At 70.9% G+C, this 24,807-nt stretch carries 21 protein-coding genes; 11 read left to right on the forward strand and 10 right to left on the reverse strand.

Translation table 11 applies throughout. The features are described from left to right. The first annotated feature begins 13 nt into the window (after nt 1-13). From G5B46_RS07610 to G5B46_RS07620, 3 genes are all read left to right on the forward strand, one after another. Nucleotides 14-1,438: a LytTR family DNA-binding domain-containing protein gene (locus tag G5B46_RS07610; RefSeq protein WP_165257407.1), complete on the forward strand. Its 1,425-nt coding sequence runs from the start codon at nt 14-16 to the stop codon at nt 1,436-1,438. 140 nt (nt 1,439-1,578) lie between these two features. Then, the gene (locus tag G5B46_RS07615) at nt 1,579-2,856 is read left to right on the forward strand and encodes a hypothetical protein (protein WP_165257409.1); all 1,278 of its coding nucleotides are present in this window, start codon (nt 1,579-1,581) and stop codon (nt 2,854-2,856) included. Between the two features lie 116 nt (nt 2,857-2,972). Beyond that, the gene (locus tag G5B46_RS07620) at nt 2,973-3,887 is read left to right on the forward strand and encodes a 2OG-Fe dioxygenase family protein (RefSeq protein ID WP_165257410.1); all 915 of its coding nucleotides are present in this window, start codon (nt 2,973-2,975) and stop codon (nt 3,885-3,887) included. A 317-nt stretch (nt 3,888-4,204) separates the two neighbouring features. Here the strand turns inward: G5B46_RS07620 and G5B46_RS07625 are convergent, their stop codons facing one another. Beyond that, nucleotides 4,205-4,786: a TetR/AcrR family transcriptional regulator gene (locus tag G5B46_RS07625; RefSeq protein ID WP_165257411.1), complete on the reverse strand. Its 582-nt coding sequence runs from the start codon at nt 4,784-4,786 to the stop codon at nt 4,205-4,207. A gap of 105 nt (nt 4,787-4,891) precedes the next feature. Here G5B46_RS07625 and G5B46_RS07630 point away from each other — a divergent pair, with 105 nt between their 5' ends. Beyond that, nucleotides 4,892-5,632 carry an SDR family oxidoreductase gene (locus tag G5B46_RS07630; RefSeq protein ID WP_205691523.1) on the forward strand — a complete coding sequence of 247 codons (741 nt, stop codon included), beginning with the start codon at nt 4,892-4,894 and terminating at the stop codon, nt 5,630-5,632. A 25-nt stretch (nt 5,633-5,657) separates the two neighbouring features. Here the strand turns inward: G5B46_RS07630 and G5B46_RS24175 are convergent, their stop codons facing one another. Genes G5B46_RS24175 through G5B46_RS07645 form a run of 3 tightly spaced genes read right to left on the reverse strand, consistent with a single transcriptional unit; the run spans nt 5,658 to nt 8,864 of the window. Further along, a complete protein-coding gene (locus tag G5B46_RS24175) occupies nt 5,658-6,704 on the reverse strand; it encodes a hypothetical protein (RefSeq protein ID WP_205691524.1) in 1,047 nt (348 codons plus the stop codon). 45 nt (nt 6,705-6,749) lie between these two features. Further along, nucleotides 6,750-7,532, reverse strand: a complete 783-nt coding sequence (locus G5B46_RS24825) for a DUF2971 domain-containing protein (RefSeq protein ID WP_165257413.1) — start codon at nt 7,530-7,532, stop codon at nt 6,750-6,752. Between the two features lie 3 nt (nt 7,533-7,535). Continuing rightward, the gene (locus G5B46_RS07645) at nt 7,536-8,864 is read right to left on the reverse strand and encodes a HAMP domain-containing sensor histidine kinase (RefSeq protein ID WP_165257414.1); all 1,329 of its coding nucleotides are present in this window, start codon (nt 8,862-8,864) and stop codon (nt 7,536-7,538) included. Between the two features lie 246 nt (nt 8,865-9,110). On the opposite strand from G5B46_RS07645, the gene G5B46_RS07650 reads away from it, so the two are divergent. Together G5B46_RS07650 and G5B46_RS07655 are read left to right on the forward strand one after the other, a co-directional pair. Then, nucleotides 9,111-10,712 carry a methyl-accepting chemotaxis protein gene (locus G5B46_RS07650; protein WP_346764888.1) on the forward strand — a complete coding sequence of 534 codons (1,602 nt, stop codon included), beginning with the start codon at nt 9,111-9,113 and terminating at the stop codon, nt 10,710-10,712. After that, the gene (locus G5B46_RS07655) at nt 10,712-10,981 is read left to right on the forward strand and encodes a hypothetical protein (RefSeq protein ID WP_165257416.1); all 270 of its coding nucleotides are present in this window, start codon (nt 10,712-10,714) and stop codon (nt 10,979-10,981) included. Before G5B46_RS07650 ends, G5B46_RS07655 begins: the two co-directional genes overlap by 1 nt. A 42-nt stretch (nt 10,982-11,023) precedes the next feature. Here G5B46_RS07655 and G5B46_RS07660 read toward each other — a convergent pair whose 3' ends face one another. From G5B46_RS07660 to G5B46_RS07670, 3 genes are read right to left on the reverse strand one after another with little or no spacing between them, the layout of a single operon-like run. Continuing rightward, complete coding sequence (locus tag G5B46_RS07660) at nt 11,024-12,166, reverse strand: aldo/keto reductase (protein ID WP_165257417.1); 1,143 nt, start codon at nt 12,164-12,166, stop codon at nt 11,024-11,026. 11 nt (nt 12,167-12,177) lie between these two features. Then, the gene (locus G5B46_RS07665; protein ID WP_165257419.1) at nt 12,178-13,173 is read right to left on the reverse strand and encodes an aldo/keto reductase; all 996 of its coding nucleotides are present in this window, start codon (nt 13,171-13,173) and stop codon (nt 12,178-12,180) included. 11 nt (nt 13,174-13,184) lie between these two features. Further along, entirely contained in the window at nt 13,185-13,787 is a 603-nt protein-coding gene (locus G5B46_RS07670; protein WP_165257420.1) for a flavodoxin, read from the reverse strand. 162 nt (nt 13,788-13,949) lie between these two features. On the opposite strand from G5B46_RS07670, the gene G5B46_RS07675 reads away from it, so the two are divergent. Together G5B46_RS07675 and arr are read left to right on the forward strand one after the other, a co-directional pair. Next, the gene (locus G5B46_RS07675; protein WP_165257421.1) at nt 13,950-14,843 is read left to right on the forward strand and encodes a LysR family transcriptional regulator; all 894 of its coding nucleotides are present in this window, start codon (nt 13,950-13,952) and stop codon (nt 14,841-14,843) included. A gap of 94 nt (nt 14,844-14,937) precedes the next feature. Then, nucleotides 14,938-15,333, forward strand: coding sequence for an NAD(+)--rifampin ADP-ribosyltransferase (arr, locus tag G5B46_RS07680; protein WP_165257422.1), 396 nt, complete (start codon nt 14,938-14,940; stop codon nt 15,331-15,333). A 67-nt stretch (nt 15,334-15,400) separates the two neighbouring features. Here the strand turns inward: arr and G5B46_RS07685 are convergent, their stop codons facing one another. Further along, nucleotides 15,401-15,646, reverse strand: coding sequence for a hypothetical protein (locus G5B46_RS07685; RefSeq protein WP_165257423.1), 246 nt, complete (start codon nt 15,644-15,646; stop codon nt 15,401-15,403). Nucleotides 15,647-15,771: 125 nt separating this feature from the next. Here G5B46_RS07685 and G5B46_RS07690 point away from each other — a divergent pair, with 125 nt between their 5' ends. From G5B46_RS07690 to G5B46_RS07700, 3 genes are all read left to right on the forward strand, one after another. Then, nucleotides 15,772-16,170: an Rrf2 family transcriptional regulator gene (locus tag G5B46_RS07690; protein WP_165257424.1), complete on the forward strand. Its 399-nt coding sequence runs from the start codon at nt 15,772-15,774 to the stop codon at nt 16,168-16,170. A 59-nt stretch (nt 16,171-16,229) separates the two neighbouring features. After that, nucleotides 16,230-16,907, forward strand: a complete 678-nt coding sequence (locus G5B46_RS07695; RefSeq protein WP_165257425.1) for a hypothetical protein — start codon at nt 16,230-16,232, stop codon at nt 16,905-16,907. A 114-nt stretch (nt 16,908-17,021) separates the two neighbouring features. Continuing rightward, nucleotides 17,022-18,785, forward strand: coding sequence for a hemolysin D (locus tag G5B46_RS07700; protein ID WP_165257426.1), 1,764 nt, complete (start codon nt 17,022-17,024; stop codon nt 18,783-18,785). A gap of 205 nt (nt 18,786-18,990) precedes the next feature. On the opposite strand, the gene G5B46_RS07705 is transcribed toward G5B46_RS07700, so the two are convergent. Together G5B46_RS07705 and G5B46_RS07710 are read right to left on the reverse strand one after the other, a co-directional pair. Further along, nucleotides 18,991-21,357: a beta-L-arabinofuranosidase domain-containing protein gene (locus G5B46_RS07705; protein ID WP_165257427.1), complete on the reverse strand. Its 2,367-nt coding sequence runs from the start codon at nt 21,355-21,357 to the stop codon at nt 18,991-18,993. 62 nt (nt 21,358-21,419) lie between these two features. Next, nucleotides 21,420-24,782: an ATP-binding protein gene (locus tag G5B46_RS07710; RefSeq protein WP_165257428.1), complete on the reverse strand. Its 3,363-nt coding sequence runs from the start codon at nt 24,780-24,782 to the stop codon at nt 21,420-21,422. Nucleotides 24,783-24,807: the final 25 nt, after the last annotated feature.

Below are 24,807 nucleotides of genomic sequence, written 5' to 3' on the forward strand. Positions count from 1 at the left end.
ATACGGTGGGGCCATGTGGCGAATCCTGCTTTTCACCCTTCTCGTCGCCAGCCTGCCGGCCGTGGTCCGCGCCCAGCCTCAAGAGCCGGCCTGGCAGGCCTGCCGCGGCGTGGTCGGACCGGACGGACCGGTGCTGAGCGACTGCCGGCCGATCGCCGACGCCGTCGATCCCCAGGGCCGCGAGCTTTGGATTCGCTCGACCCTCGACGCGCCGGCGGACGCCCGCCCCCGCGCCCTCCATGTGGCCGGCGTCGCCTCGTCACAGGCCTGGCTCAACGGCCGGCCGCTGGGCGCCAACGGCGAGCCCGGCGCGACGGCGCGGACCGAGATCCCCGGCCGCTATCAGGTGGTCCTGCCGATCCGCGAGACCCTGTGGCGGTCCGGAGAGAACACCCTGGTGCTGCACCTGTCGTCGTTCCACGGCGGCCTGCGCTTCGCCCGCCCGATCAGCGCCATCGGCGTCTGGCCCTATCCCTATCCGGACCGCGCGGCCTTCCTGGCGGCAGTCTTCGCGGCGACGGGCGCGCTGCTGGCGGCGGCCTTCGGCTTCGGCGTGATCCACGCCCTGCGCCGCACCGGCTCCAGCCTGATCCTGGCGGCCATGGCCGCGGTCGCGGCGCTGCAGGCCGTGGTCGAGAGCCTGCGGGCGCTGCTGAACTATCCCTATCCGCTGCACGCCTGGCGGATGAGCGCCATCTGGCTTCTGGCGGCGGCCTTCGCGGTCCTGCTGGCGGCCTATGCGGCCAGCCGGTTCCTGCCCAGGGGACGCTGGCCGATGGTGGGCGCGGCGCTGGTCGTCGTCGGCGCCACGGCGCTGCTGCCGGGCTTCGACAGCAAGACGACCTGGGCGCTGATCCTCGGCGTGGCGCTGGCGGTCCTGCCGGTCGCCGCGGGCGTGCGCGACAAGACGCCGGGCGCGCGCCCGGCCCTGGCCTATCTGGCGCTGTTCCTGGCCCTGGCCCTGGGCTTCCCCCAATGGCTGGCCGACTTTTCCTACTTCCTACTCGCCGCGGGGCTGCTGCTGCCGCTGCTGGTGGTCGAGGTGGTGCGGCTGGGTCGCGACGACCAGGGCCGCGAGGCCGCCCTGACCCGCGCCGCCGGCCGTCCGGACCGACTGACCGTGGCTTCAGCCAAGGGCGTGGAGTTGGTGCCGATCGCCGACATCCTGGCCGTGGTCGGGGCCGACGACTATGTCGAGCTGCGGCTGGTCGGCGGCCGCAGCCTGCTGCACGCGGCCCGGCTCGACGGCCTGTCGGCCCAGCTGCCGGAGCGCTTCCTGCGCGTCCATCGGTCGGTGATCGCCAACCTCGCCCAGGTCCAGCGGCTGGAGCGCGACGGCGACCGCTGGCGGCTGCACCTGAGCGAAGGCGCGCCCCTGCCCGTCAGCCGCTCGCGCCAGCCCGCCCTGCGCGAGGCCCTTGACGCGGCGTCGGCCTGAGCGACGGGACGCCCACGGCTGCGCACGGCTCCACCCATGCGAAAGTTGGCGATGTTTTATCGCCCACACATATTCATCACAAAACTTGACGCTAACCACACACATGTCACAATCGTGACCTTATGGACCAGGGGGCAGCCGTGCACACCGAAAAGGACGATGCGCGAGACCCGCAGCCCGAGTGGCTGGAACCGGGCGAGTACCTGAAGCTGGAAATGGCCCGCAAGGGCTATAGCGCCTCGGCGCTGGCCGAGAAGATCGGCCTGACCGCCCAATCGATCTACAACGTCACCGGCGCCACCAAGCGCCCGATCTCCGCCAGCCTGGCGCACAAGCTGTGGCAGGAACTGGGCGGGTCCGTGGAGTTCTGGCTGGGAGACCGCTTTCCCAATCACGCCGCCGAACCCGCTGCGGCCGCCGGCAAGGCGCGCCGAGCGGTGGGCATCCTGGTCGACCACCAACTGGCGGCGCTGAACGACGACGACGACAACGGCTTCATCATTTCGCCGCTCGACGACAGCCAGATCCAGGCCGCATCCGTCGACCTGAAGATGGGCCTGTTCGTCACCAGCGGGTTCGACCGGGTGCCCAAGGAACGCCGACACTGCTTCTCGTGGTTTCTCCAGAACGACCTGCACCCCAGCAAGTTCGATCCGCACACGCGCAAGCCCTACGAGGACCTGCGCGACCAGCACCGCATCGAATACGCCTCGGCCATCGAGCTGGCGCCCGGCAAGAGCACCATCGTGGTGGCCGCGCAGCACGTGCGCATGAGCCTGCGCTGCGTGGGCCTGCTGGGGCAGACGACGGAAGGCAACCTGCGCGGCCTGATCGTTCACTGCGGCCACCAGATCGACCCCGGCTTCAACGGCCCGCTGATCTTCCGCGTCAAGAACGACAGCGACGAGGCCATGACGCTGCGCCGGGGCGACCCGCTGGCCAGCATCACCATCGTGGCCCTGCCCGAGCCGGTCTCGAAGGGCTATCGCAAGAACCCCGAAAGCCAGATCCGCGGCGTCGTGAAGAAGCTGCAGCAGACCCTCGACAGGAACATCGCCAACAGCAGCAACGGCCCGGGCTGGACCATCACGTTCAAGGGCCGGGATTTCCCCGGCGTCGACCGCAGGAGCGCGCTGTCGGCCCTCTACACCGAGATCAACGGGCAGCTGGCGAACAACGACGAGGCCATCTACCAGCTGCTCAAGGACACGCCGATCGACAGCGCCGACATCGCCAACCTGGGCGAGTTCCTGAAAGCCGATGCCGAGACGATCGAGACCACCCTCGCCCAGGCCAAAGCCGGCGGCCGGGCGCTGTTGTTCGGCAACGCCGTCCACGCCCTCACCGGCACGCCCGCCAAGTCCATGGAGGCCTATCGGAACGTGTGCGCGCAGCTTCACAGCCTGACCTCGGACTAGCGAAGGATCGCACGTCAGGTTTGTTTTTGTGTAATCTGCGCCGTTTTATCTTGAGTGGATACGAGTGTTAATATATCGATGTTCTCACACCGTCGCATCCGACAGGAGGGCACATCATGGCACAGAGGACATCCGCCCCGCTCACCATCCGAACCTGGCCCGAGGATCGGCCCGAAGAGCCCATCCCGACCGGCGTCGACATCGAGAAGGTCGCCGCCCTGGCGCTGGCCGCCGACGGCTTCGCCCGCTTCCACGTGCTCGGCACGGCGTATCCCGAGTACCTGCACGAGGCGCTCCTGAAGCTCGCCTGGACCGTGCCGGCGTCCCTGCAGCCCGACCCTTATGACCGATCGGGCCTGCGCTACCGGCGCTACAGCTCCATGCTCTACGTGCCCGAGCTGAACCTGCTGACTCCCATGGGCCGCGACCACGACGACGCCGACAGGCCGACGGCGCGCTACTTCCAGCCGGCGGCCTACCAGCCGGAAGAGGGCGACAACGTGCGGACCCTGCCCTCGCTGACCGAGGCGCAGCTGGCCTCGCAGGCCCTCCTGGCGATGGTTGCGCTGGACTGCCGGATCGCGCGGCGCTCGGGCGTGCTCGACGACTGCCCGGCCTACGCCACGGGGATCCACTTCATCGGCCTGCAGCCGAGGGGCCGGCAACTGGCGGCGGTCACGCCGAACACGATCCACCGCGACGGCGAGCCGGTGACCTTCGCCCACCTGATGGGCAAGCGGAACGTCCACGGCGGCTGGAACGCCATCACCCGTCCCGAGCACGTCAACCGCCACCCCTCGGAGCTGCCCGACAGCGAGATCCTGGCGCGGTTCACGCTCGACGAGCCGGGCGAAAGCTACGTGGTCGACGACAGGACCGTGGCGCACTTCGTCGAGGGGGTCGGCCTGCAGAACCTCGACGAGCCGGGCCACCGCACGGTGGCGCTGATCGACTTCAGCCCGATGCGGCGGGCCCGGTCGAACGACCTGGACGCCATGTCGCCCGCCGAGCGGCTCGACCTGCGACAATAGCCGTAGCGAGCGCTCGCCCCCGCCGGGGCGGGCGCATCGCCCCGCCCCGAAATCCCCCGCGAAGGCGGGGGCCCAAGCTGTCTTTCGGGGGGAGGCGGGGCCGCGGACAACCCGCAAGCCCCGCTTGGATCCCCGCCTTCGCGGGGAAGAACGGACTTGGGGACATCCCCCAGGGCCGTGGCTCAATTGGGAGCTCAACAAGGTTTGCCATCCCGGCCGAAGGAGCGCGTCGGCGCTCCGCTTCGCTGCGGCCGGGATGACAAACCCAGGATGGTCGAGACGCGCCCTTGGCGAGTCCCGATGCTGGAGCCTCAGCCCTAGACGCGGCCCAGCCCCCGCATCGCCAGCCGCGCGGCCTCGCGCAGTTCGTCCTCGCCGGCGCCGCCGCGGGCGGCGACCTTGAGGCCCGAGCGCAGAGTCAGCAGCATGCGCGCGGCGGCCTGCGCGTCCAGGTCGGCGGCGAACTCGCCCGACGCGACCCCGTCCTTCACGCGCGCGGCGAAGGCGGCCAGCACCTGGGCGGCGGCCGCGTCGTTGACGGCGTTGACGTCGGGATCCGAGCGGCTGAACTCGACGATCGAGCCGACGCCCAGGCAGCCGCTCTCCAGCTCGTCGGCCGAGCCGAGGCCGGCCAGCAGCGCCGCCTCGATCGCCTCGGAGGCCCGGCCCGGCCTGGCCAGCGCCGCCGCCATCCCGTCCAGCGAGCCGTCGGCGTAGCGGCGCAGGGCCTCCAGGAACAGGCGGCGCTTGTCGCCGAACGCCCCGTACAGGCTCTGGCGGCCGATGCCCATGCCCTCGATCAGGGCGCTGGTCGAGGCGGCCTCGTAGCCGTGGCGGGCGAACACCCTGATCGCGCTGGCGATCGCCTCGTCGCGATCGAATTCCGAAGGTCTGGCCATGCTCGCACCTTAACGATCTTGATCGATCAGTCCAGAATTATTCTTGACCGATCGATCCGGAATGCACAGGTTATGGACCGATCAGTCCATAACAAGGCTTCCGACATGACCGACAGCAGCTTCACTCCCCAATCCCCGGCCCTGGTGCTGGGCGGCTCACGCGGCATGGGCGCGGCGATCGTGCGCCGCCTGGCCGCCGAGGGCCGCCCCGTCGCCTTCACCTACGCCGCCTCGCCCGGCCCCGCCGCCGCCCTGGCCGCCGAGGTCGAGGCGGCGGGAGGAACCGCCCTGCCCCTCCAGGCCGACAGCGCCGACGCGCAAGCCGTGCGCGAGGCGATCGAGGCGGCCGTCGACCGTTTCGGCAAGCTGGGCGTGCTGGTGGTCAACGCCGGGGTGCTGAAGGCCGGGACCATCGACCAGTTCCCCCTGGCCGACTTCGACCACATGCTGGCGGTCAACGTGCGCGGCGTGTTCGCGGCCCTCCACCACGCCGCCCCGCACCTGGCGGACGGCGGCCGCGTGATCGTCATCGGCAGCAACACCGCCGGGCACATCGGCACGCCGGGCTCCAGCGTCTACGCCATGACCAAGGCGGCCGTCGCCCAGCTGGCGCGCGGCGCGGCCCTCGACCTCGCGCCCCGCAGGATCACCGTCAACACCATCCAGCCCGGCCCGATCGCCACCGACATGACCGCCGACCTGATGGACTACATCGCCCCGCGCCTGCCGCTGGGCCGCATCGGCGAGGCTGGCGAGGTCGCGGGCCTGGCGGCCTGGCTGGCGGGACCGGACGCCGGCTACGTGACAGGCGCGGCCCTGACGATCGACGGAGGGTGGAGCGTTTAGGGGCAAGCGAAGGCGGGCGGGGCGGTCAGATCGCCGCCTGCGCCACCGCCAGCTCCGCCGTGACATCGCGCACGCCCGGAATCTTCCACACCCGGTCCTCGAGCATGAACAGCCAGCTGTTGGTGTGATCGCGCCGACGCGCCCCGCTCTGGACCACCGCGTACGGAATGATGATGGCGCGCAGCACCTTGAAGCTTCCGTCGAGCAGGACCGCGGCGAGATGGTCGAAGGTGCGCTCCTCCAGCCGGCGGATGGCGCTCAGCTGTCGCGAGGCGCTCGGCGAGGCCAGCCGCCGCGCCTTGATCTGATAGCGCACGCCGTCGGCGTCGGTCGCGTCGTGCCCCGCCGACGAATTGCCTTCGAGCGTCCAGCCGAAGGCCCGCGCGAACAGCAGCTCACCATAGTCGCCGACGGGCGAGTTGCCGGTGCGCACGACGCCGCGCTCGCGCAGCTCGTCCATGATCTGGCCGTAGAGCGCCAGGAGCTCGCCCACGCTGGCGGTCCCCAGCGCAGTTCCCTGCGGCCCGGGCGCGACCGCAGGCGCCGCCGGCGGCTCCGGGGCGGCCTCGTACGCCGAAGCGGGCACCACCCGCCGCAGCAGGTTGCCCAGGTTCATGCGCTGCTGGCCTGGATTCAGCCCGGAATACTCGTCGCGCTTATGGACCCCGTATCGCTCGGCCAGGTCGTGCAGCCGCGCCAGATCGAACGCTCCGCGCTCGTCGCGCACCTGCCCGTCGAGCCAGAGGTTGAAGGGCCCCGTCGCCGTGTTCGCCTTCCAGGCCGCGCGCTGCTCGGCCGTGATGCGCATCGCCGACCCCGGACCGGCGGCCGCCCCGAGACGAAACTCGGCATAGGCGCGCAGGGCCGACAGGCAGTTGCGGACCGTCGCCGGCGGCGCGCCCGACTGCGCCAGCCGCAGCGACAGGCTCAACAGCGCCGGCTCGGAAAGGTCGTCGGCGTCGAGATCCACGCCCAGCTCGCGCCGAACGCGATTGCAGTAGGCGACATAGCTGTCGACCGATCCGGCGGCCAGGCGGCCGGACAGGAACGACCTGAAGGCTGGCTCTCGCACGGCGGCGCCCTCCAAGCATTCCAGGGCGTCGAACCCGCCCCGAACCTAGAGCATATCAGTCATGGAACGGGTGCGGTCATCCATTCGACAGGCGCTCAGGCCGTAGCCGTCGCGGCGCGAAGACACATGCTCGACCGAAAAGTCCGGCCGCTTCTCCCGCAGCGCCAGAGCCCGGCCGATCAACGCCTCGGAAGCTCGCGCGCCAAGGATGACGCCGTCGATCATCTCGGGATCGACGGTGAGCAAGAGCGCCTGGCGCCCCGGCTCTCCCATGGCGATCAGGCGATGCTCCTGCTCGTAGGACCACTCGCTCGGCTTGGCCCAGAGAAAGGCCAGAGACGCGTTCGGAGGATCAGTGAACCAGCGATAAGTGGGCGGCTCGTCGACATAGACGACCGGCCCCGCCATGAGGCTGACGACCCGCGCAAGCGCCTCGACGACCTCCGCCCTGTAGCGGATCACGAAACCACGGTGGGCCCCGCCGTAGTGTCCCCACATGAGGTGGCTGTCCCAGCGCCGGGCCAGGCACGCCACATAGACGTTCGACAGAAGATTCATGCGGGGAACGATCTCATCGCTCCAGCCGGCGCCGGGGCCGTGGAAACTGTCCCAGGCGTTGTCGCGCGCCTCCGGGGAGCGATGCTTGTCGTACCGGTCGTGCCACGCCTCGAAGGCCTCGCGCGACTCTGGCGGCGCCGACCTGAACTTGAACTCGAACGGATCGTTGAAGACCAGCGGCGAACCGAACTTCACCGATCCCTGGACGACGGCCTTGTCGAAGGTCTCGGGCAGGGCCTCGTCGCCCCCGCCGACGAACTTGTAGAACACCCCCTACCCCTCGCCCGCCGGCGGCCAGACGCTGGCGGTGACGCCGCCGCCGTCGCGGTTGGCGATCTGGAGGCGGCCGCCGAAGCGCTTGAGCAGGCGGTCGGCGGTGGGGATGCCCAGGCCGAAGCCCCCGGTGTCGCGGGCGCGGGCGGCGTCGCCGCGGAAGAAGGGCTCGTAGATGCGGGCCAGCACCTCGTCGGTCAGGCCCGGCCCCTGGTCGAGCACCTCGATGCGCGGGCCTTCGGGGTCGTCGGCCACAAGGCGCACCTTGGCCTTGCCGCCAAAGCGCACGGCGTTGTCGACGAGGCGGATCAGGGCCTGTTCCAGCGGGTCGCGGTGGGTGCTGACGGTCAGCGACTTGGGCCCTTCGTAGCGGGCGAGCTTGGGCCAGCGGGCGATCACCGCGCGGATCAGGGCCGGCAGGTCGACGCTCTCGGCGGTGCTGGCGGCGTGCTGGGCGCGCAGCCAGGCCGACAGCGAGCGCAGCATCTCCTCCAGCTCGTCGACATTGCCGCCGACCAGGGCGCGGATGTCCTCGGGCTCGACATAGTCCGAAGCCAGCTTCAGGCGGGCCAGCGGCGTGCGCAGGTCGTGGCTGAGCGCCTCCATCGCCCGGGCCTGGTCCTCGATCAGGCCGGTGATGCGCTGCTGCATGTCGTTGAAGGCGCGGCCCAGTTCGGCCAGGTCGGTCGGCCCCTCGACGGCGACCGGCTGGGGCGGCCCCTCGCCCACCCGGCCGGCGGCCTCGGCCAGGCGGCGCAGCGGCTCGCCCAGCTGGCGCAGGGCGTAGGCGCCCAGCGCCACGCAGGCCAGCGAGAAGGCCAGGGTCGTGGCCACCGCGCGCAGGGCGATCGGCCAGGGCCGCGGGAAGTGGCGCGAGCGGAACGACAGCCAGCGGCCGTCGGAAAGCCCCATGACGCCGACGAGATCGCGGCCGTGGTCCGACTGGTCCTCGGACCACAGGCGCAGGGGCCGCCCGGCCAGGCCCGGCTCCCACTGGCGCACATAGCGGACGATGGCGTCGGCCTCGCCGGTCTGGGCGCGGGCCTGGGACGGCGCCAGCGGCGGGGCTGAAACGACCTCGGCCTCGAGGTAGCGCGAGGTCATCACCTGGTCGAGATCGGCCTGGGACAGGCGGCTGACGCGGTCGCCCACGACCAGCAGCTCGGCGATGCGGCGGGCGTGGTCCTCGCGCAGGGTCTGGCGGTCGATCGCCTGGTAGAAGGCGACGCTGGCCGCCAGTTGCACGAACACGATCGCCGCCACCACCAGGATGGAGCGGCCGATCAGGCCCCGGGGCCGCCGCAGAATGTCTCGCACCTTCGAAGCCATGGCCAAGGCTTACACAGGCGCGCGGCCGGGGGCCACTCCCGGTTGACGTCGTCCGACCAAGGACGTTGTCGGGACGGTCGCGCGCGACCGGAAAACCGGCCCGGCATGTCGTCGCTATCTCATTTTGAGAATACCTACGCGCCGCATACGTATTGGTACGTAGTAACCATGCGCGTTGTTTCGACAGTTTTGTCACGACCGATTAACGCTCATCCAGCACGATCGCCGCGAAATACGGAGGCGGGCGTGCGTTTGATCCAGTTCGACAGTATTGAGGCCCAGCGCCGCGTCGGCGGCCAGCTGGTGATCGGCTGCGTGGCGGTCAGCGCCGTGGTGGTTCCCATCGCCTGCCTGCTGACCGGCGCGCCGCTGCTGGCGCCGTCGCTGGCCTCGGCGGCCCTGGCGGTGCTGGTCCTGGCCGCCTACGGCCTGTGGCGCGACCGCCTGGCCCAGCAGCTGTGCACGGCCCTGGCCCTGGTGGGGCAGGCGGCGATGTTCGTGCTGGCCTTCCAGGGCCATCCCCTGCAGGACGAGGCCCGCATGGCCTTCCTGGCGGCGCTGGCTTTGCTGGTGGCCTATGGCGACTGGCGGGTGGTGGCCCTGGGGGCGGGCGCCGTCATCGGCGTCGACCTCGTGGCCGCAGGCCTCTTTCCCCATCGCCTGGCGGCCGACGAGAGCCTGCTGGCGCTGGCCCTGCGCGCGGCCCTGACCGTGACCACCGCCTGGTCGCTGGTCTGGCTGACGGCCGGGGTCTCGCGCCTGTTCGTCACCGTCAGCGCCCGCACCCAGGCCTCCGAGCGCGCCGCCCGCGCCGCCGACGAGGCCAACGCCGCGGCCCTGGCCGAACGCGCCGCCGCCGACCGCGCCAACGCCGAGCGCGCGCGCCTGAAGGCGGCGATGGAGGCCGAGCAGACGGAGGTGGTCGAGCACCTGGCCCAGGCCCTGCGCCAGCTGGCCGGGGGCGACCTGACCTCGCGGCTGGAGACCCGCTTCGCCGCCCAGTACGAGCCGCTGCGCCAGGACTTCAACGACGCGGTGGCCAAGCTGCGCGCGGCGCTGGGCGAGATCAGCGGCAACGCCGCCAGCATGAGCGCGGGCGTGGCCGAGATGAGCCGCGCCTCCGACGAGCTGGCCAACCGCACCGAGGACCAGGCCGCCAGCCTGGTGGAGACCTCGACGGCGCTGGGCCAGATCACCGCCACCGTCAACGAGACCGCCGACAACGCCCGCAAGGCCAACGCCGCGGCCGCCCGCGCCCGCGAGGAGGCCGAGCGCTCCGATCCCGTCGTCACCGAGGCGGTCGAGGCCATGACCCTGATCGAGACCTCGTCGGGCCAGATCGGCCAGATCATCGGGGTGATCGACGAGATCGCCTTCCAGACCAACCTTCTGGCGCTGAACGCCGGGGTCGAGGCCGCCCGGGCCGGCGACGCGGGCAAGGGCTTCGCGGTCGTCGCCCAGGAAGTGCGGGCGCTGGCCCAGCGCAGCGCCGACGCCGCCCGCGAGATCAAGGCCCTGGTGGCCGTCTCGGGCGACCAGGTGGCCGCCGGGGTCGAGCGCGTGGGCAAGACCCGCGAGGCCCTGCAGCGCATCGTCGCCCGCGTGGCCGAGATCGACACCCAGATCGACGCCATCGCCCGCTCGGCTGCCGACCAGGCCTCCAACCTGGGCGAGGTCAACACCACCATGGGCGCGATGGACCGCGTGGTGCAGCAGAACGCGGCCATGGTCGAGGAGACCACCGCGGCCGCCCACGCCCTGAAGTCGGAAGCCGCCGAACTGGCCGACCGCATCGGCCTGTTCCGCACCCGCGAGGCGGCCGCCCCCTCCAGCCAGCGGGCCGCCTGATGACGGCCAAGGTCGCCGAGTTCACGCCCACCGACCTGATCAAGCTGTTCGCCGCCACCTGGCTGCCGCTGTGCGAACGGCTGGAAACCGCCGGCGTGCTCGACCGCGCGACCCTGGCCGACGACATGGCGCTGTACGTGACGCCCGGCGAGGCCACCGCCAGCGCGGCCATGGTCGAGGCGCTGCAGATCGTGCTGCGCCGGCCCAGGCCGCAGCCGGGACCGCGACGCGAACCGGCGCTGCGGGTGATCGCAGGGGGATTGGGGTAGCCCATAACCCCCTCTCCCTATGGGAGAGGGGCCCCTCGGCTCCTAACCCCTCGGCGGGGCCTCGACCTCGGAATAGGCCAGTACGGCGGGCGGCAGGCGCAGGCCCTGGACCTGGATGGCGGCGACGGCGGCGTTCAGCTCGGCGAGTTCGGCAGTGGTGAACACCACCTCGACCGCGCCGACGTTCTGCAGCATGTGCGCCATCTGGGTGGTTCCCGGGATCGGTACGATCCAAGGCCGCTGGGCCCGCAGCCAGGCCAGGGCGACCTGACCGGGCGCACAGCCCTTGCGACGGGCCCAGTCCTTGACCAGCGTCACCAGCGCCAGGTTGGCCGGCAGGTTCTCGGGCGCGAACCGGCCCTCGAGCTTGCGGATGTCGCCGTCGGCGTAGCGGGTGCGCTCGTCGATCGCGCCGTTCAGGAAGCCCACGCCCAGCGGGCTCCAGCAGACCAGGCCGATCCCCAGCTCCTCGCAGGCCTTCAGCACCCAAGCCTCGGGCCCGCGCCACAGCATCGAGTACTCGTTCTGGACGGCCGCCAGCGGCAGTTCGGCATGGGCGCGGCGCAGGGTCTGCGGCCCCATTTCGCATAGCCCCCAGTGCAGCACCTTGCCCTGCGCCACCAGGTCCTTGACCGCCCCGGCCACGTCCTCGATCGGCACGGCCGGGTCGACGCGGTGCTGGTAGAGCAGGTCGATGCGGTCGGTGCGCAGGCGCTTCAGCATGCCCTCGACCGCCAGCTTGATGTGCTCGGGCCGGCTGTTGAGGCCAGGACCGCGGGCGCCGGTTTCCAGGTCGATGTTCCAGCCGAACTTGCTGGCGATCACCACCTCGTCGCGGAACGGGGCCACGCCCTCGCCCAGGATGCGCTCGACCTCGTGCGGGCCGTAGGCCTCGGCGGCGTCGAAGAAGGTGACGCCCTGGTCGCGGGCCTTGCGGATGATGTCGATCATCTCGGGCCGGTAGGGGATCGTCGTCTGGTAGGTGCGGCTCATGTTCTGGACGCCCAGGCCCAGGCCCGAGACCTCCAGCCCGCCCAGCCGGCGGCGATCAGGAGCCGTGGCGGGCTGGGCCGCCTGGGCCGCCCCGGCCGGGGCTCCGCTCGCCGCCAGGGCCGCCGGCGCGGCCAGCCCCAGGGCCAGCAGGCCGCGACGATCCACGCCTGCGCGCTTGTCTTGCTCGCTCATTCTCGCCTCGCTCAGCGGTTGGTCTTGGACAGGGAATCCTCGGGCAGGCGCGCGCCCTGGATGGTGATCTTCGCCGCCGCCCCGGCGATGCGGGTCAGGTCGGCGCCGCTCAGTTCGACCTGCGCCGCGCCCAGGTTCTCTGCCAGGCGGGGCAGCTTGGTGGTGCCCGGGATCGGCACGATCCACGGCTTCTGCGCCATCAGCCAGGCCAGGGCGATCTGGGCGGGCGTCGCGCCCTTCTCGGCGGCGATGACCTTAAGCAGGTCGACCAGCGCCATGTTGGCGACGCGGGCCTGCTCGGTGAAGCGCGGCGAGACCGACCTGAAGTCGCCCTCCCCCAGCTTGGTGTTCGTGTCGATCTTGCCGGTCAGGAAGCCCGCGCCCAGCGGGCTGAACGGCACGAAGCCTATGCCCAGTTCCTCGCACGCGGCCAGGACGCCGTTGTCCTCCACGTCGCGGGTCCACAGCGAGTATTCGTTCTGCAGGGCCGCCACCGGCTGCACCGCGTGGGCGCGCCGCAGCGACGCCAGGCTGGGCTCGGACAGGCCGAAATGGGCGACCTTGCCCTCGCCGATCAGGTCCTTCACCGCCCCGGCCACGTCCTCCATCGGCACGTCGGGATCGACGCGGTGCTGGTAGAGCAGGTCGATGCGGTCGGTGCGCAGGCGCTTCAGCTGGGCCTCGACCACCGCCTTGATGTGGTCGGGACGGCTGTTGAGCCCGCCGCTGCGCACGCCGGTCTCCATGTCGACGTCGAAGCCGAACTTGGTGGCGATGATCACCTCGTGGCGGAAGGGCGCGACGGCCACGCCCAGCAGGGCCTCGTTGGCGAAGGGCCCATAGACCTCGGCGGTGTCGAAGAAGGTGACGCCCGCCTCGAAGGCGGCGCGGATCACCGCCACGGCCTCGTCGCGCGGCGTCGCCGGGCCGTAACCCGAACTGAGGCCCATGCAGCCGTAGCCCAGGGCCGAGACTTCCAGGCCCTGGCCCAGTTTGCGCTTCTGCATCTTTGCTCTCCTCAAGGATTGGTCGCGCGGGGCCGGGCCTTGGCCAGCCACTCACGGACCTGGTTCATGGTGCGGCGCTCCTGGTCGGCTTCCATCGAGACGGCCGCCTCGAAGCGGGCCTGGGGCGCGTCGGCCCGCAGCACCGAAAGGCTGTCGCCCAGGCCGTAGCCGCCGTGGGTGACGAAAGGTCGGACGGTCTTGCCGGTCAGGTCGTGGGCGGCCAGGAAGGCGCGGACCGGCGGCGGGACGCTCTGGCCCCAGACCGGAAAGCCCAGCCACACCACGTCGTAGGCCGAGAGGTCCGCGACCCGGCCGGCCAGTTCGGGCCGGAAGCCGGCCTCGCGCTCGCGGCTGGCCTGGGCGACCGTCTGCTCGTAGTCGTCGGGATAGGGCCGCGCGGGCCGGATCTCGAACAGGTCGGCGGGCAGTTCGCGCTGCAGCTGGCCGGCGATCACCCGGGTGTTTCCCGAGCGGCTGAAATAGACGACCAGCGTGCGGGCCTGGCCGGACGGCCGGGTCGTCTCGGCGCCGCAGGCGCCGGCGGCCAGCATCATCGCGCCCAACATCATGGTGGTTGGCGCGCCGATCGCGGCGCGGCGGGAGACGCGGGTCATGCGCGGCTCTCCGGGACGTCGGGCGACATGCGGATCATGGGCGGGCTCCTGGCTGCGGCGAACGCGGAGCCCCCGGCGCCTTCGCACGGGAGGAAGATAGTCCTGGCCCGTTCACGTCATTAGACGCGATAATCGCCATGTCGTTTTTAGCAGGACTTACAAATGGCCATGCGTCTTGATGACCTCGCCGCCTTCGCCCTGGTGGCCAGGGAGCGCAGCTTCACCCGGGCCGGCGCCAAGCTGGGCGTCTCGGCCTCGGCGCTGAGCCAGACGATCAAGGGCCTGGAGGGGCGGCTGGGCCTGCGCCTCCTGGCCCGCACCACCCGCAGCGTGGCGGCGACCGAGGCCGGCGAGCGCCTGCTGGCGACCCTGGCGCCGCGGCTGGAGGAGATCGAGCAGGCGCTGGCCGCCCTCAGCGACCTGCGCGAGAAGCCGGCGGGCACGATCCGCATCACCGCCGGCGAGCACGCCGCCCAGTCGGCCCTGCAGCCGGGCCTGGCCAGGCTGCTGCCCGACTATCCCGACATCCGGGTCGAGATCACCGTCGACTACGGCCTGGTGGACATCGTCGCCGAAGGCTTCGACGCCGGCGTGCGGCTGGGCGAGCAGGTGGCCAAGGACATGATCGCCCTGCGCATCGGCCCCGACCTGCGGATGGCCGTGGTCGGCTCGCCGGCCTATTTCGCCGCCCGGCCGCGCCCGCTGACGCCGCAGGACCTGACCGAGCACAACTGCATCAACATGCGCCTGCCCACCTATGGGGGCCTGTTCGCCTGGGAGTTCGAGAAGGACGGCCGCGAGGTCAAGGTGCGGGTCGACGGCCAGCTGGTGGTCAACACCATCCGCCAGCGGCTGGACGGCGCGCTGCAGGGACTGGGCCTGGCCTACATGCCCCAGGACGTCGCCGCGCCCCACCTGGCCAGCGGCGATCTGGTGCGGGTGTTGGAGGACTGGTGCGAGCCGTTCTCCGGCTACCACCTCTATTATCCGAGCCGCCGGCACGCCTCGCCGGCCTTCTCGAAACTGGCCGAGGCCCTGCGCTGGCGGGGCGGCTGATAGAGATCTAAGCCCGAAAAACCTGCGTTCAAGAATTGGCGGGCGGCGAAATATGCGCAGTCTGCGGGGTCTTCTTCAGCGGAGGCGACCCGGCATGACCACGACCTACTATCACGGCACGAAGGCGGATCTGGCGACCGGCGACCTGATCGAGGCCGGCAGGGTCTCGAACTACGGCGCGCGCAAGGCCGCAGCCTTCGTCTACTTCGCCGCCACGCTGGACGCGGCGACCTGGGGCGCGGAGCTGGCCCTGGGCGAGGGGCGCGAGCGGATCTACGTGGTCGAGCCGACCGGGCCGTTCGAGGACGACCCCAACGTCACCGACAAGAAGTTCCCCGGCAATCCGACCAGGTCGTACCGCACCCGCGACCCGCTGCGGATCGTCGGCGAGGTCGAGGGCTGGACCGGCCATCCGCCCGAGCAGTTGGCGGCCATGCGCGCACACCTGGAGACGCTGAAGCGGCAGGGTATCGAGGCGATCGAGGATTGACCCCCAAATCCGTCGTTCCCCGCGAAGGCGGGGATGCTCGGGAAGAATGAGCGGACGTTGCCGCCCCCTACCCCCGCCCGGTCTCGCCCAGCACCTTGCACAGGGCGGCGGCCAGGATCTCCCAGGGCTCGCCCGGTTCGGGGTCGAGGCGGGCGCGGATGTCGCGGGCCAGCGCCTGGGGGTCGAGGGCGCCGGCGGCTTCGAGCGAGCGGCACAGCGGCAGATAGGTGGCGGCGAACAGGCGCACGATGTCCTCGCCGGTGAAGGTCGGCACGTCGGGGCCTTGCGGGTGGTCGGGACCGGCGGGGGACATCGTGGGGGCTCAACTCCGGGAACTGGCCGCCGCTGCTGCCTGAAGATCGCCGGTCGCGCCTTGATCCGGATCAAGGCCGCCCGCCGCGCGGCGTGGGACCTGCCCGCACGAGGAGGAGGCCGCCCATGCCCAATGACGTTCGATCGACGCTCGCCCGCCATCACCTGGACGTCGGCGCCGACTACGTGCTGCGCAGCGCGGGCCTGCTGTCGTCGGTGTTCGACGGCGACATCATGCGGGGCCTGGTGTTCCTGACCGCCCTGCGGCTGTCGGCCCACGCCCCGCAGGACGCTCTGGGCGAGCAGCCCGTGCGGCTGACGGCGATCGCCCGGTCGCTGGGCCTGCCGATCGAGACCACCCGCCGTCACCTGCTGAAGCTGCAGCGCGACGGCTTCACGGTGCGCGCGGCCGGCGGCGGGGTGATCGCGCGCATTCCCGAGCGCCCCGACATCGCCGAGGCCATGGCCGCCAACAGCGCCAACCTCGCCCGGCTGGCCGCCACGCTGGAGGCGCCGGCGGGCTGAGGGCAACCCCGGCGGGCCTCGCCCGTTCCGCCCGGACGCAAGGCAGGCGCGAGGACGGGATGAGGAACGGGATCGGACGGACGCGCGGCGGGGCGCTGGCCATCGTCGCGCTGCTGCTGGCGGCCTGCGCGGCCAGTCCCGAGGAGCAGGCCCGGCGTTCGATCGACAGCGGCCAGGCCGTGCGCGAGATCCAGGCCCATTTCGACAAGGACCCGCAGGGCCAGTGCGCGGCGGTGCTGACCGGCGCCGCGCCAATCGAGATCAGCGACCGCACCGCAGGGCTCGACACCGTGCGCGCCCTGGTCGAGACGGGCCTGCTGACAGCCGTTCCCGGCGCGCCGGCGGGCGAGACGCGCCTTGAGCCCACGGCCATGGCCCGCCCCTTCTGGCGCGAGCGCCAGCGCGGAACCGTCGGGCCGCCCAGCGCCGAGCTGTGCTACGCCCGCCGGCGGATCACCCGCGCCTGGCTGGTGGGCGAGGACGGCAAGACCCTGAACTTCGCCTACCGCCTGGAGGCCGCGCCCGACTGGGCCCGCGATCCGCGCATGCAGGCGGCCTTCCCGTTCCTGGCGCCGGCCCTGTCGCAGGAGATGGTCGCCACCGGCATCGCCCCGTTCCGCGACGGCCGCTGGTTCCTCGACCTCGCCGACGAGGGGATCACCCTGCCCGGCCAGGACGAGGGCTTCTACGCCTGCCCCGACGGGCGCGAGACGCCGGATCCGGGGTGCGGGGGATAGAGGGGCGCGGCGCCACTATTGAGACGCCTGTGAAAAACGATACATCCCTCGCGCGCATCGCCGCCCGAACCTGCCCGCCGCCCGACGGGGGGCGTTTGGGGGACGAAAAAGACGATGCGGACGCGTGCATCCACGATCGGCCGGCTGGGCGCGGCCGCCGCGATGCTGCTCGGGCTGGGCGCGGCCTGGCCGGGCGGGACCTACACCCAGAGCGCGGGACCCGAGAGGGCCTTCATCGTGCCGATGGGTCACGAATGGATCACCCGCCTGGCGGCGATGGAGGTGCTGGGCGCACCGTCTTCGGTCGCCCCGGACAAGCCTGATCCCCATGATCCCCGCCGGAACTGGGCGTACGGCAAGGGCCTGGCCTGGAACCCCAAGGTGGACGCCGGCGCGGCGCCGGCCGAGGCCGCCCGCATCCGCGGCCACAAGGTTTCCGACAGCCGCTACGCCTCGCACTACAAGGCCGTCTACGACGCCGTCATCGGCGAGCGCTGGGTGGACCTGGCGGGCCATCGGGTGGGGGTGAGCCAGTTCGCCAACCGCTGCTGGACCGCCGTGGCCCAGGAGGCCGCCGAGGCCCAGTACGACCACTTCATGCGCCGCTACGACGACGCCGGCCCCGACGGCGGCGTGCGCGCGGCCAGGGAGTCGCAGGCCCGGTTCGTGGACTATTTCGTCGCCGCCGCCACCGCGGCCAAGACCATGATCCGGGTCCAGGACGGCGGGGCGACCACCCAGGCCCAGACGGTCGACAGGAACTACTTCCTGTTCGGTCGCGCCGTGCACCTGTTCCAGGACTCGTTCAGTTCCGAACACACCGTGCGGATCGCCGAGGACAACTATGTGAGGATCCGCCAGGTCAAGAGCTACGCCTGCGCCAAGGGCGCCGAGCAGCACAGCCACTCCAAGGCCGAGATCGTGCTCAGGCCCAAGAGCGGCGACGTGATCTGGACGGCCGCCGAACGCCGGGCCCCGGGCTGGAGCAGCTACACCCCCAGCAACATGAAGCCGACCGCCCTGGTGGCCACCGAGGCCAGCCGCGACCTGTGGGCGGCCTTCATCCGCACCATGGCCCTGCCCCAGACCCAGCGCGAGGCGGCCGCGCGGGCCGAGGCGCAGACCCTGGTCGCCCACTGGCTGAGCTTCGACGAGGCCGAGATGCGCGGCTGGTACGACGATCCGGCCCGCCGCGACGCCACCTATGTCCTCGACGATGACCAGACGGGCAAGGGCAAGACCCAGGCCCAGTGCATGGAGGGGGTCAAGCGCGGCTACAGCCAGGCTTCCTACATCGCCGAGCTGAAGGAGGACCAGCGCGTGTGCCTCTACAACGTGCTGCCCGAGATCGGCTACGAGGACCAGTTCGATCCCCAGACCCAGGTCTGGTACGCATGGCGCTGGCGCAACGCCGCGAGGCTGCAGACGCCGCCTGCCGGCTGGCGGCCCACGCCCCGCCCGGCCGACACCTCGACCCGCGTGCGCCTGCAGAGCGTGGCCAACGGCCGCTACGTGGTCGCGCCCGTCTGGAGCAGCAACGAGACCCCGGTCTACGCCCGCGAAGGCGCGCCGCTGGAGTTTGCGATGGTGGGCCCGCAAAGCCACGCGATGTTCCGCTCGGTCGACGATCCGGGCCTGTTCCTCGACTATCGGACCAGCGGCGCGATGATGCTGTTCGCCCGTCCGGTCCGGCAGCCGCCCGCCTACGGCCTGGCGCCGGCCGGCCAGGGCTGGTCGATGCGCGAGACCAGCTGGAACCAGTACGTCTGGCTGAACGGCGATCGCCCCTATCTCAACCGCCAGGGCGACCCGAAGACCCCTGAGGCCCAGTGGCGGATCGAGGGGTTGCGGCAGCAGGGGGCGGGCGGCGCGCCCTAGGGCCTGCATTCAATTGAACGAGAGTAATTAGTTATCCATTTCAATATCTTATAGCGGCCGTCATCCCGGCCGCAGCGCAGCGGAGCGCCGGGATCTCCCACAGTTTTCGAACCTGCCGACGTGGGAGATCCCGGCTCTACGGATCGCTGACGCGCTCCTCCGGCCGGGAAGACACGTTTCTTTGCACGCCAATTGAGGCCAGACCCTAGGCCGTCGCCGCCGCCATCACCCGCAGCTCGTAGATCACCACTGGCTTGCCCTCGGCCTCGATGCGCACGCGGGCCGGGGCCGATCCGGGCGGCAGCGGCAGGTCGACGGCGAAGAAGCCGTCGCGCTTGCCGGTCGGGGTGACGAAGGTTCCGATCGGCGCGCCGTCGGCCAGCACCTTGGCCGACTGGGCCGCGTCGGCGCCCCAGTAGACCAGCTGCAGCACCAGCGGGCCGGCGCGGCGGGCAAGCGTGGCCTCCAGCCAGCCGCCGCCGGGGTTCAGCTTGCGGCCGCTGCGGCCGTTCAGCTGGATGATCTCGCCGTTTGCGGCCGCGACCTTGTGGTCGACCTCGGGCTGCTGCTCGCCCAGATAGACGGTGTCGACGGTGCGGGCGGCGGTGTCGATGCGCGCCCGCTCGGCCGCCAGGAAGGCCTGTCCCTCGCCCGCCCAGCGGGCCTTGGTGAACACCGGGGCGTAGACCGCCGTGCGGTTGTCGTACTGGTTGAAGAAGGGGCTGAACACCACGCTCTCGCCCTGGGCCGTGCGGGCGGCGTAGGTGTGAGGCGGCTTGCCCACCTGGCGCAGCAGGCCCGCGGCCGGCCCGTCGCCGACCAGGGCCGGCGCGGCCTTCTCGAACGGACGGTCGGCCAGGCCCACGTCGGCGGCCAGCACCAGCGGCCCCGAGACGAAGGCCACCAGGTTGGGATCGTCCGGCGTCGGCTCGGCCCGCAGCGTCATCGGCAGGGAAAGCTCGATCCGGTCGCCGGCCTTCCAGCGGCGGGACAGCCGGGCATAGCCGTCGGGGCCGCCCCGGCCGGCCGGCTTGCCGTTCACCAGGATCGCCGGCCGGGCGCACCAGGCCGGCAGGCGCACGGCGATCTCGCGCTCGCCGGCCGGGGCGCGCACGAGGGTCAGCCGCACCTGGTCTCGCCTCGGGTACTCGGTGTCCAGGTCGATGGCGAAATCGCCGTCCGGCAAGTCCAGCTTCGAGGGGATGAAGAGGTTGAGATAGAGCGCGCCGTCGCCGCCCTTCCACCAGATGCTGTCGGCGTGCTTGGCGTGGCTTTCCATGCCCGAGCCGACGCAGCACCAGAAGCTGTCCTCGTAGGTGGAATAGCTGCGCCGCCCGCCCGCGGCCATCGGCATGAAATAGACGAAGCGGCCGTCGCCCGGCCGCTGGTGGGCCATGATGTGGTTCAGCTGGGCGCGCTCGTAATAGTCGAACAGCGCCCCGTCCGGCTTCCAGCTCCACAGGTGCCGGGTCAGCTTCAACATGTTGTAGCTGTTGCAGGCCTCGCAGGTGGTCTCGGCCATGTGGCGGGCGATCTGGCCCGGCTTGCCGAAATGCTCGCGGTCGGAATTGCCGCCGATGACATAGCTGTGGTCGCGGGTCACGACCCGGTGGAAGAAGCGCGCGGCGGCCGCCTCGCCGGGGTCGTCGCCGGCGACTTCATGAAGCCGCGCCAGGCCGATGACCTTGGGGATCTGGGTGTTGGCGTGCAGGCCGGCCAGCTCGTCGCGCTCGGCGGCGATCGGATCCAGCACGGCCTTGTGGCGCAGGCGCCGGGCGACCTTCAGCCAGCGCGCATCGCCGGTCAGGGCGTAGGTCTGGGCGTAGGCCTCGTTGATCCCGCCGTGCTCGGTGACGAGGATCTTCTGCACCTGCTCGTCGGAGAGGCCGTCGATCACCCCGGCGAAGTAGCCGGCCAGGCCGACCGCCACGTCCAGCGCGCCGGGCGTGGCGGCCAGCTCATGGGCGTCCAGCAGGCCAGCATGCACCTTGTGCCAGGTGTAGATCGGCACCCAGCCGTCGTTGAGGCTGAAGCGCGAGGACCGGATGTCGCCCCGCCGCAGCTCCTCGAACACCTGCTTGCCGCCGACCGGGTCGTCCTGGCCCCAGCGGGTGGTTCCGCCGACATAGCCGTCGCCATGGGCGGCCTGCACGCGGGCCAGCTCGGCGACCGTGTAGGCCAGGCGTTCGCGCAGCTCCGGATCGCCGGTGTTGGCCACCTGCAGCGCGCAGGCCGTCAGCCAGTGACCCAGGGTGTGGCCGGCGATGCTCTGGGCCTCCCAGCCGCCGTAGACCGGCGCCTTGACCGGCAGGCCCGCGCCCTTGTGGAAGTTGTGCAGCAGCCGGTCGGGCGACAGAAAGACCAGATAGGCGCGGTTGGCCGCCTGGGCCTGGGCGAAGATCGACGGCTTCAGGGTCACGTGACGTGCGGCCACGGGCCGGGCGACGACGCGGGCGGGGTCCACGGCCAGCGGCGCGGCGACGGCGGCTCCGCCGGCGAAGGCCAGCGCGGTGGAGGCCAGCAGGAACCCCCGGCGGGTCGCCATGCCCCTCGTCGCGTCGTTCCCCGCCATGCTCCACCCCAAAGCTATTTGTCAGACAATTAGCCGGAAGAGAGCATGAGCGGCGGCGGGGCTCAAGGGGGCGGGGTGGCTTCGAGGCGCGACGCCAGCACCCCGAATACTCCGGCCGTCCGCCAACGCTCATGCGAACCGACGACGTAGAGCGCCTCCTTGGCCCGTGTCACGGCGACGTTAAGCAGGTTGGGCTCGCCTCCGGCCCAGCCTCGCGCGCCAGCCTGCTGAGGCAGGGGCGCGCCGAGCACAAAGATCACGGCCTCAGCTTCGCGCCCCTGGACGGTGTGGACAGTGCCCACCCGCTCACGGGTCCAAGCCCGAACATCGTCCACGACGCCCTCCAGAACGCCCGTCTCGATGATTAGCCGCCGCAGGCCTTCGGCCACGGCCACGAAAGGCGTGACCACATAGAGATCGAGCGTGACCCCGGCGGCGACCAGCTTTCCGAGCAGGTCGATGACCACCGCACCCTCCTCGGGCGACCACTTGTCCTGGGCCGAGCCCTGAATGTCGATCCAGCGCGAAGGACCCAGAACCTCGGCGATAGGCGACGCCTCCGGGGTCTTGGCCTGCACCATCTTTCCCGAATAGGCCACGTGATTGGAAATACTGAACATCGGCTCGGAGCAACGACGGTGCACCAAAAGCGGCACGCCAACCGTTCGACTGCCGACGCTGGCCTGGAACTCGGCCATGTAGGGCGTGGCGCTATCGGCCAGGGTCTGGGTCGAGGCCCCTGGGGCGTTGAAAGGATCGGGATCGACGCCGAACCGTCGGTGGATGGCGGCGGTAAGGCTTTCGGGCAGGGTGACCACAGGCGGGATCTGCACTGGATCGCCGACGATCACAGCACGCTTCACCCGCATCAGCGCCCCAACGGCGGCCTGCGGCAAGGCCTGGCCAGCCTCGTCAATCAGCAGCCAACCCAAAGCGCCAGGCGGCAGTCGCCCCAACATCTTGTCGACCGAGGCAAAGGTGGTCGACAGCGCCGGCACGACGAGGAACAGCGACGACCATAAGTCGGGGATCAGGGCGTCCTTCTCGGCGTCGCCCAGACTCGCGCCGCCGAGCACGTTCATCATCGCCCCGAGATTGTGGCGCAGTGGCTTGGCGGCGGCGTCGATGAAGGCCTTGTGCAGGGCCATGGCGGCGATGAAGACATCGTCGCGCGCCCGTTGGGCGGCGGCGTCCAGCCAGGGACTGGCTTTCTGCCAAGTCGCCTCATCGCGCGCGAAGAACGCCGCATCAACGAAACGTTCGCCAATCTCAAGCCGACGCCGATCGGCAGCATCGGCCACACGGTCCAAGTCCACCCGCGCCGGTACCAACAACGCGGCCCTGGGCGCGAGTTCAGCCATCGCATCCTGCAATGCAACGGCCAGCGCCTTATCGATGACCGGACCCGCCGCGACGAGATCGCGACCCGCGACCTCCCTGGCGTCAAGCGCCGCCTTCCGCCAAGTGCGGAAGGTCCGCGTAAAGAACAGTCGCGACCAGAACCCTGGGCGGCGCGACGCCAGATCGGCCCAGGCGTTCACCGACCTGCGGAGAGCAGGCAGTCGCGCGGCCGCGATCCTGGCGAACTCCAGCTCGTCCAGCGTCGCGCGACTGGCCCTGAGGGCGGCATTGAACCGGCGCCGCGCCTGTTTCCAACGCTCCAGAGCATCAAGCTGATCGCGCGGCGGGTCCTCCTGCTTGACGATCCGCGGCTTGCGGGGCGGACCGTTATCATCGGACTCGACGAGGCTTTCGTTTCCGGCCGCGGCGAACAGGTAGGTCGACAGGCCGACGTCCTTGTCCCACCAGAAGGTCTGGCTGAAGCGGTAGCGGTTGCCAGCGTTGCCGAGCACCGCCGCGCCCAAGCCCCAGGTCGATCGTTGCAGCAACTGATCCGACAGGCTTTTGAAATAGCGAAGATCCGTCGCATCCTCAGCCACGGCGCTCTGTCCCGGCAGCTCCGCGCTGACATTTTCGACCGCGCCGTTGTTCGACGAGGCCACCAGCATTTCGAAGCCCTTCAGACGCTCGTCCAAACGGTAGAGGTGCAGCCAGCCGGCGCCGGCCTTGAGCTTCTTGCCCGTCGTGTGGAAAGCGTCTGCCGGATTGGCGAAGGTCGCCATACTGCGCGCTCGTTCGGTCACCAGCGCCGCGACCAAGTCGCGCAGAAGTGTGGTCTTGCCAGTGCCTGGCGGCCCGTTCACGGCCAGCACGCCGCCCGCCTTGCCCTCCTCCAGCGCCAGATTGACCGCCGCCTGCTGCAGCAGCGCCAGCGGGTGGCGGCCCTTGCCTGGCCAACGCCCAGGCGAGTAGCGGGCCGGATCCAGAGCCCTGGCCAGCGCAGCGCGGTCGGTGAACAGGTCTGGGCGTGCCGCCGGCCGAAGCACCCCGAGATAGCGTTTGAGCAGATCCGGCGCGGCGTTGCGCGCGAACAGGTGACGCGCCCGCGCCAAGTCCTTCAGATAGAAGCTGTTGAGCAACAGGGGCTCGGGCGGCTCGGCGCTCCTGAAAGGCACAAAGCTGCGGATGGCGAAACTCGGTGGCTTGACGAGGTCCGCCGGCAAGCCGAGCGCGCTGACCAGCCAGCGATAGGCCGCATCGATCATCGCACGGGTCAGCGGCTTGGCTTCGCCCTTGCGGTCGAGGTCGCGGATACGCTCGGTCAGGCCGGTCTTCAGCCCTTCTTCGACGGCCGGCCACTGGGCAAGCCGGTCCAACCCGCCAGCCAGGGCCGTCGGTAACCCCCAGCCGAAGCTGGCCACATGGGCGGGGTCATCCTCGACGGGGCGTCCCTCCCTGTCGACGATCACCACCGCCAGGATCGCCTGTCCGCTAACTCCGGGCCGCTCAGCCCGCTTGTCGGCATAGAGCTCGAGCAGCCCCTTGACCGCCTCGGGCAGGTCGATCGTCCCGAGCACGACCTGGTAATAGAGGCGCGAACCTGGCCTGGCCCTCAACCCGCGCTCCCACGGCAGGTCGCCTTCCAACTTGGCCACGGCAGTGCGATCGCCGCCAGCCAATTGCTCGACACGTCGGAAGCTGGGCGGAGACAGCACCTCCAGGGCCGTCCACGCATCCAACACGCCGACTGGCGCGTCGGTCTGCGTCGGATAGGGTTTGGGTTTGGGTTTGGGTTCGGGTCGGGCGGACTGCAGGCGTTCGGACGCCTCGCGTCGCTCGGGCGGCTTCGACTGGCGAGGCGCTTCCATTGCGGGGGCCGCTGGAGCGGCCGGTTTCGGCTTCATTCGCGCCTTTGCGTGGAGCGCCAGGCTGGCGGCGACCTTGCCCGCGAGGGCCCGACCTCTCGGCTTATCGCGATGGACGAGCTCCGCCTTCAAGACTTTCAGGCGCGCCACATCGCCCGCTGCGTTCTCGTACTCTCGCTCCAAGTCCGCGATGGACGCGTTGAAGAACGGCCTTTTCATGCAAGCCCCCTGACAGGACTCCACG

It is taken from the genome of Caulobacter sp. 602-2 (assembly GCF_011043625.1).
Classification (GTDB): domain Bacteria; phylum Pseudomonadota; class Alphaproteobacteria; order Caulobacterales; family Caulobacteraceae; genus Caulobacter.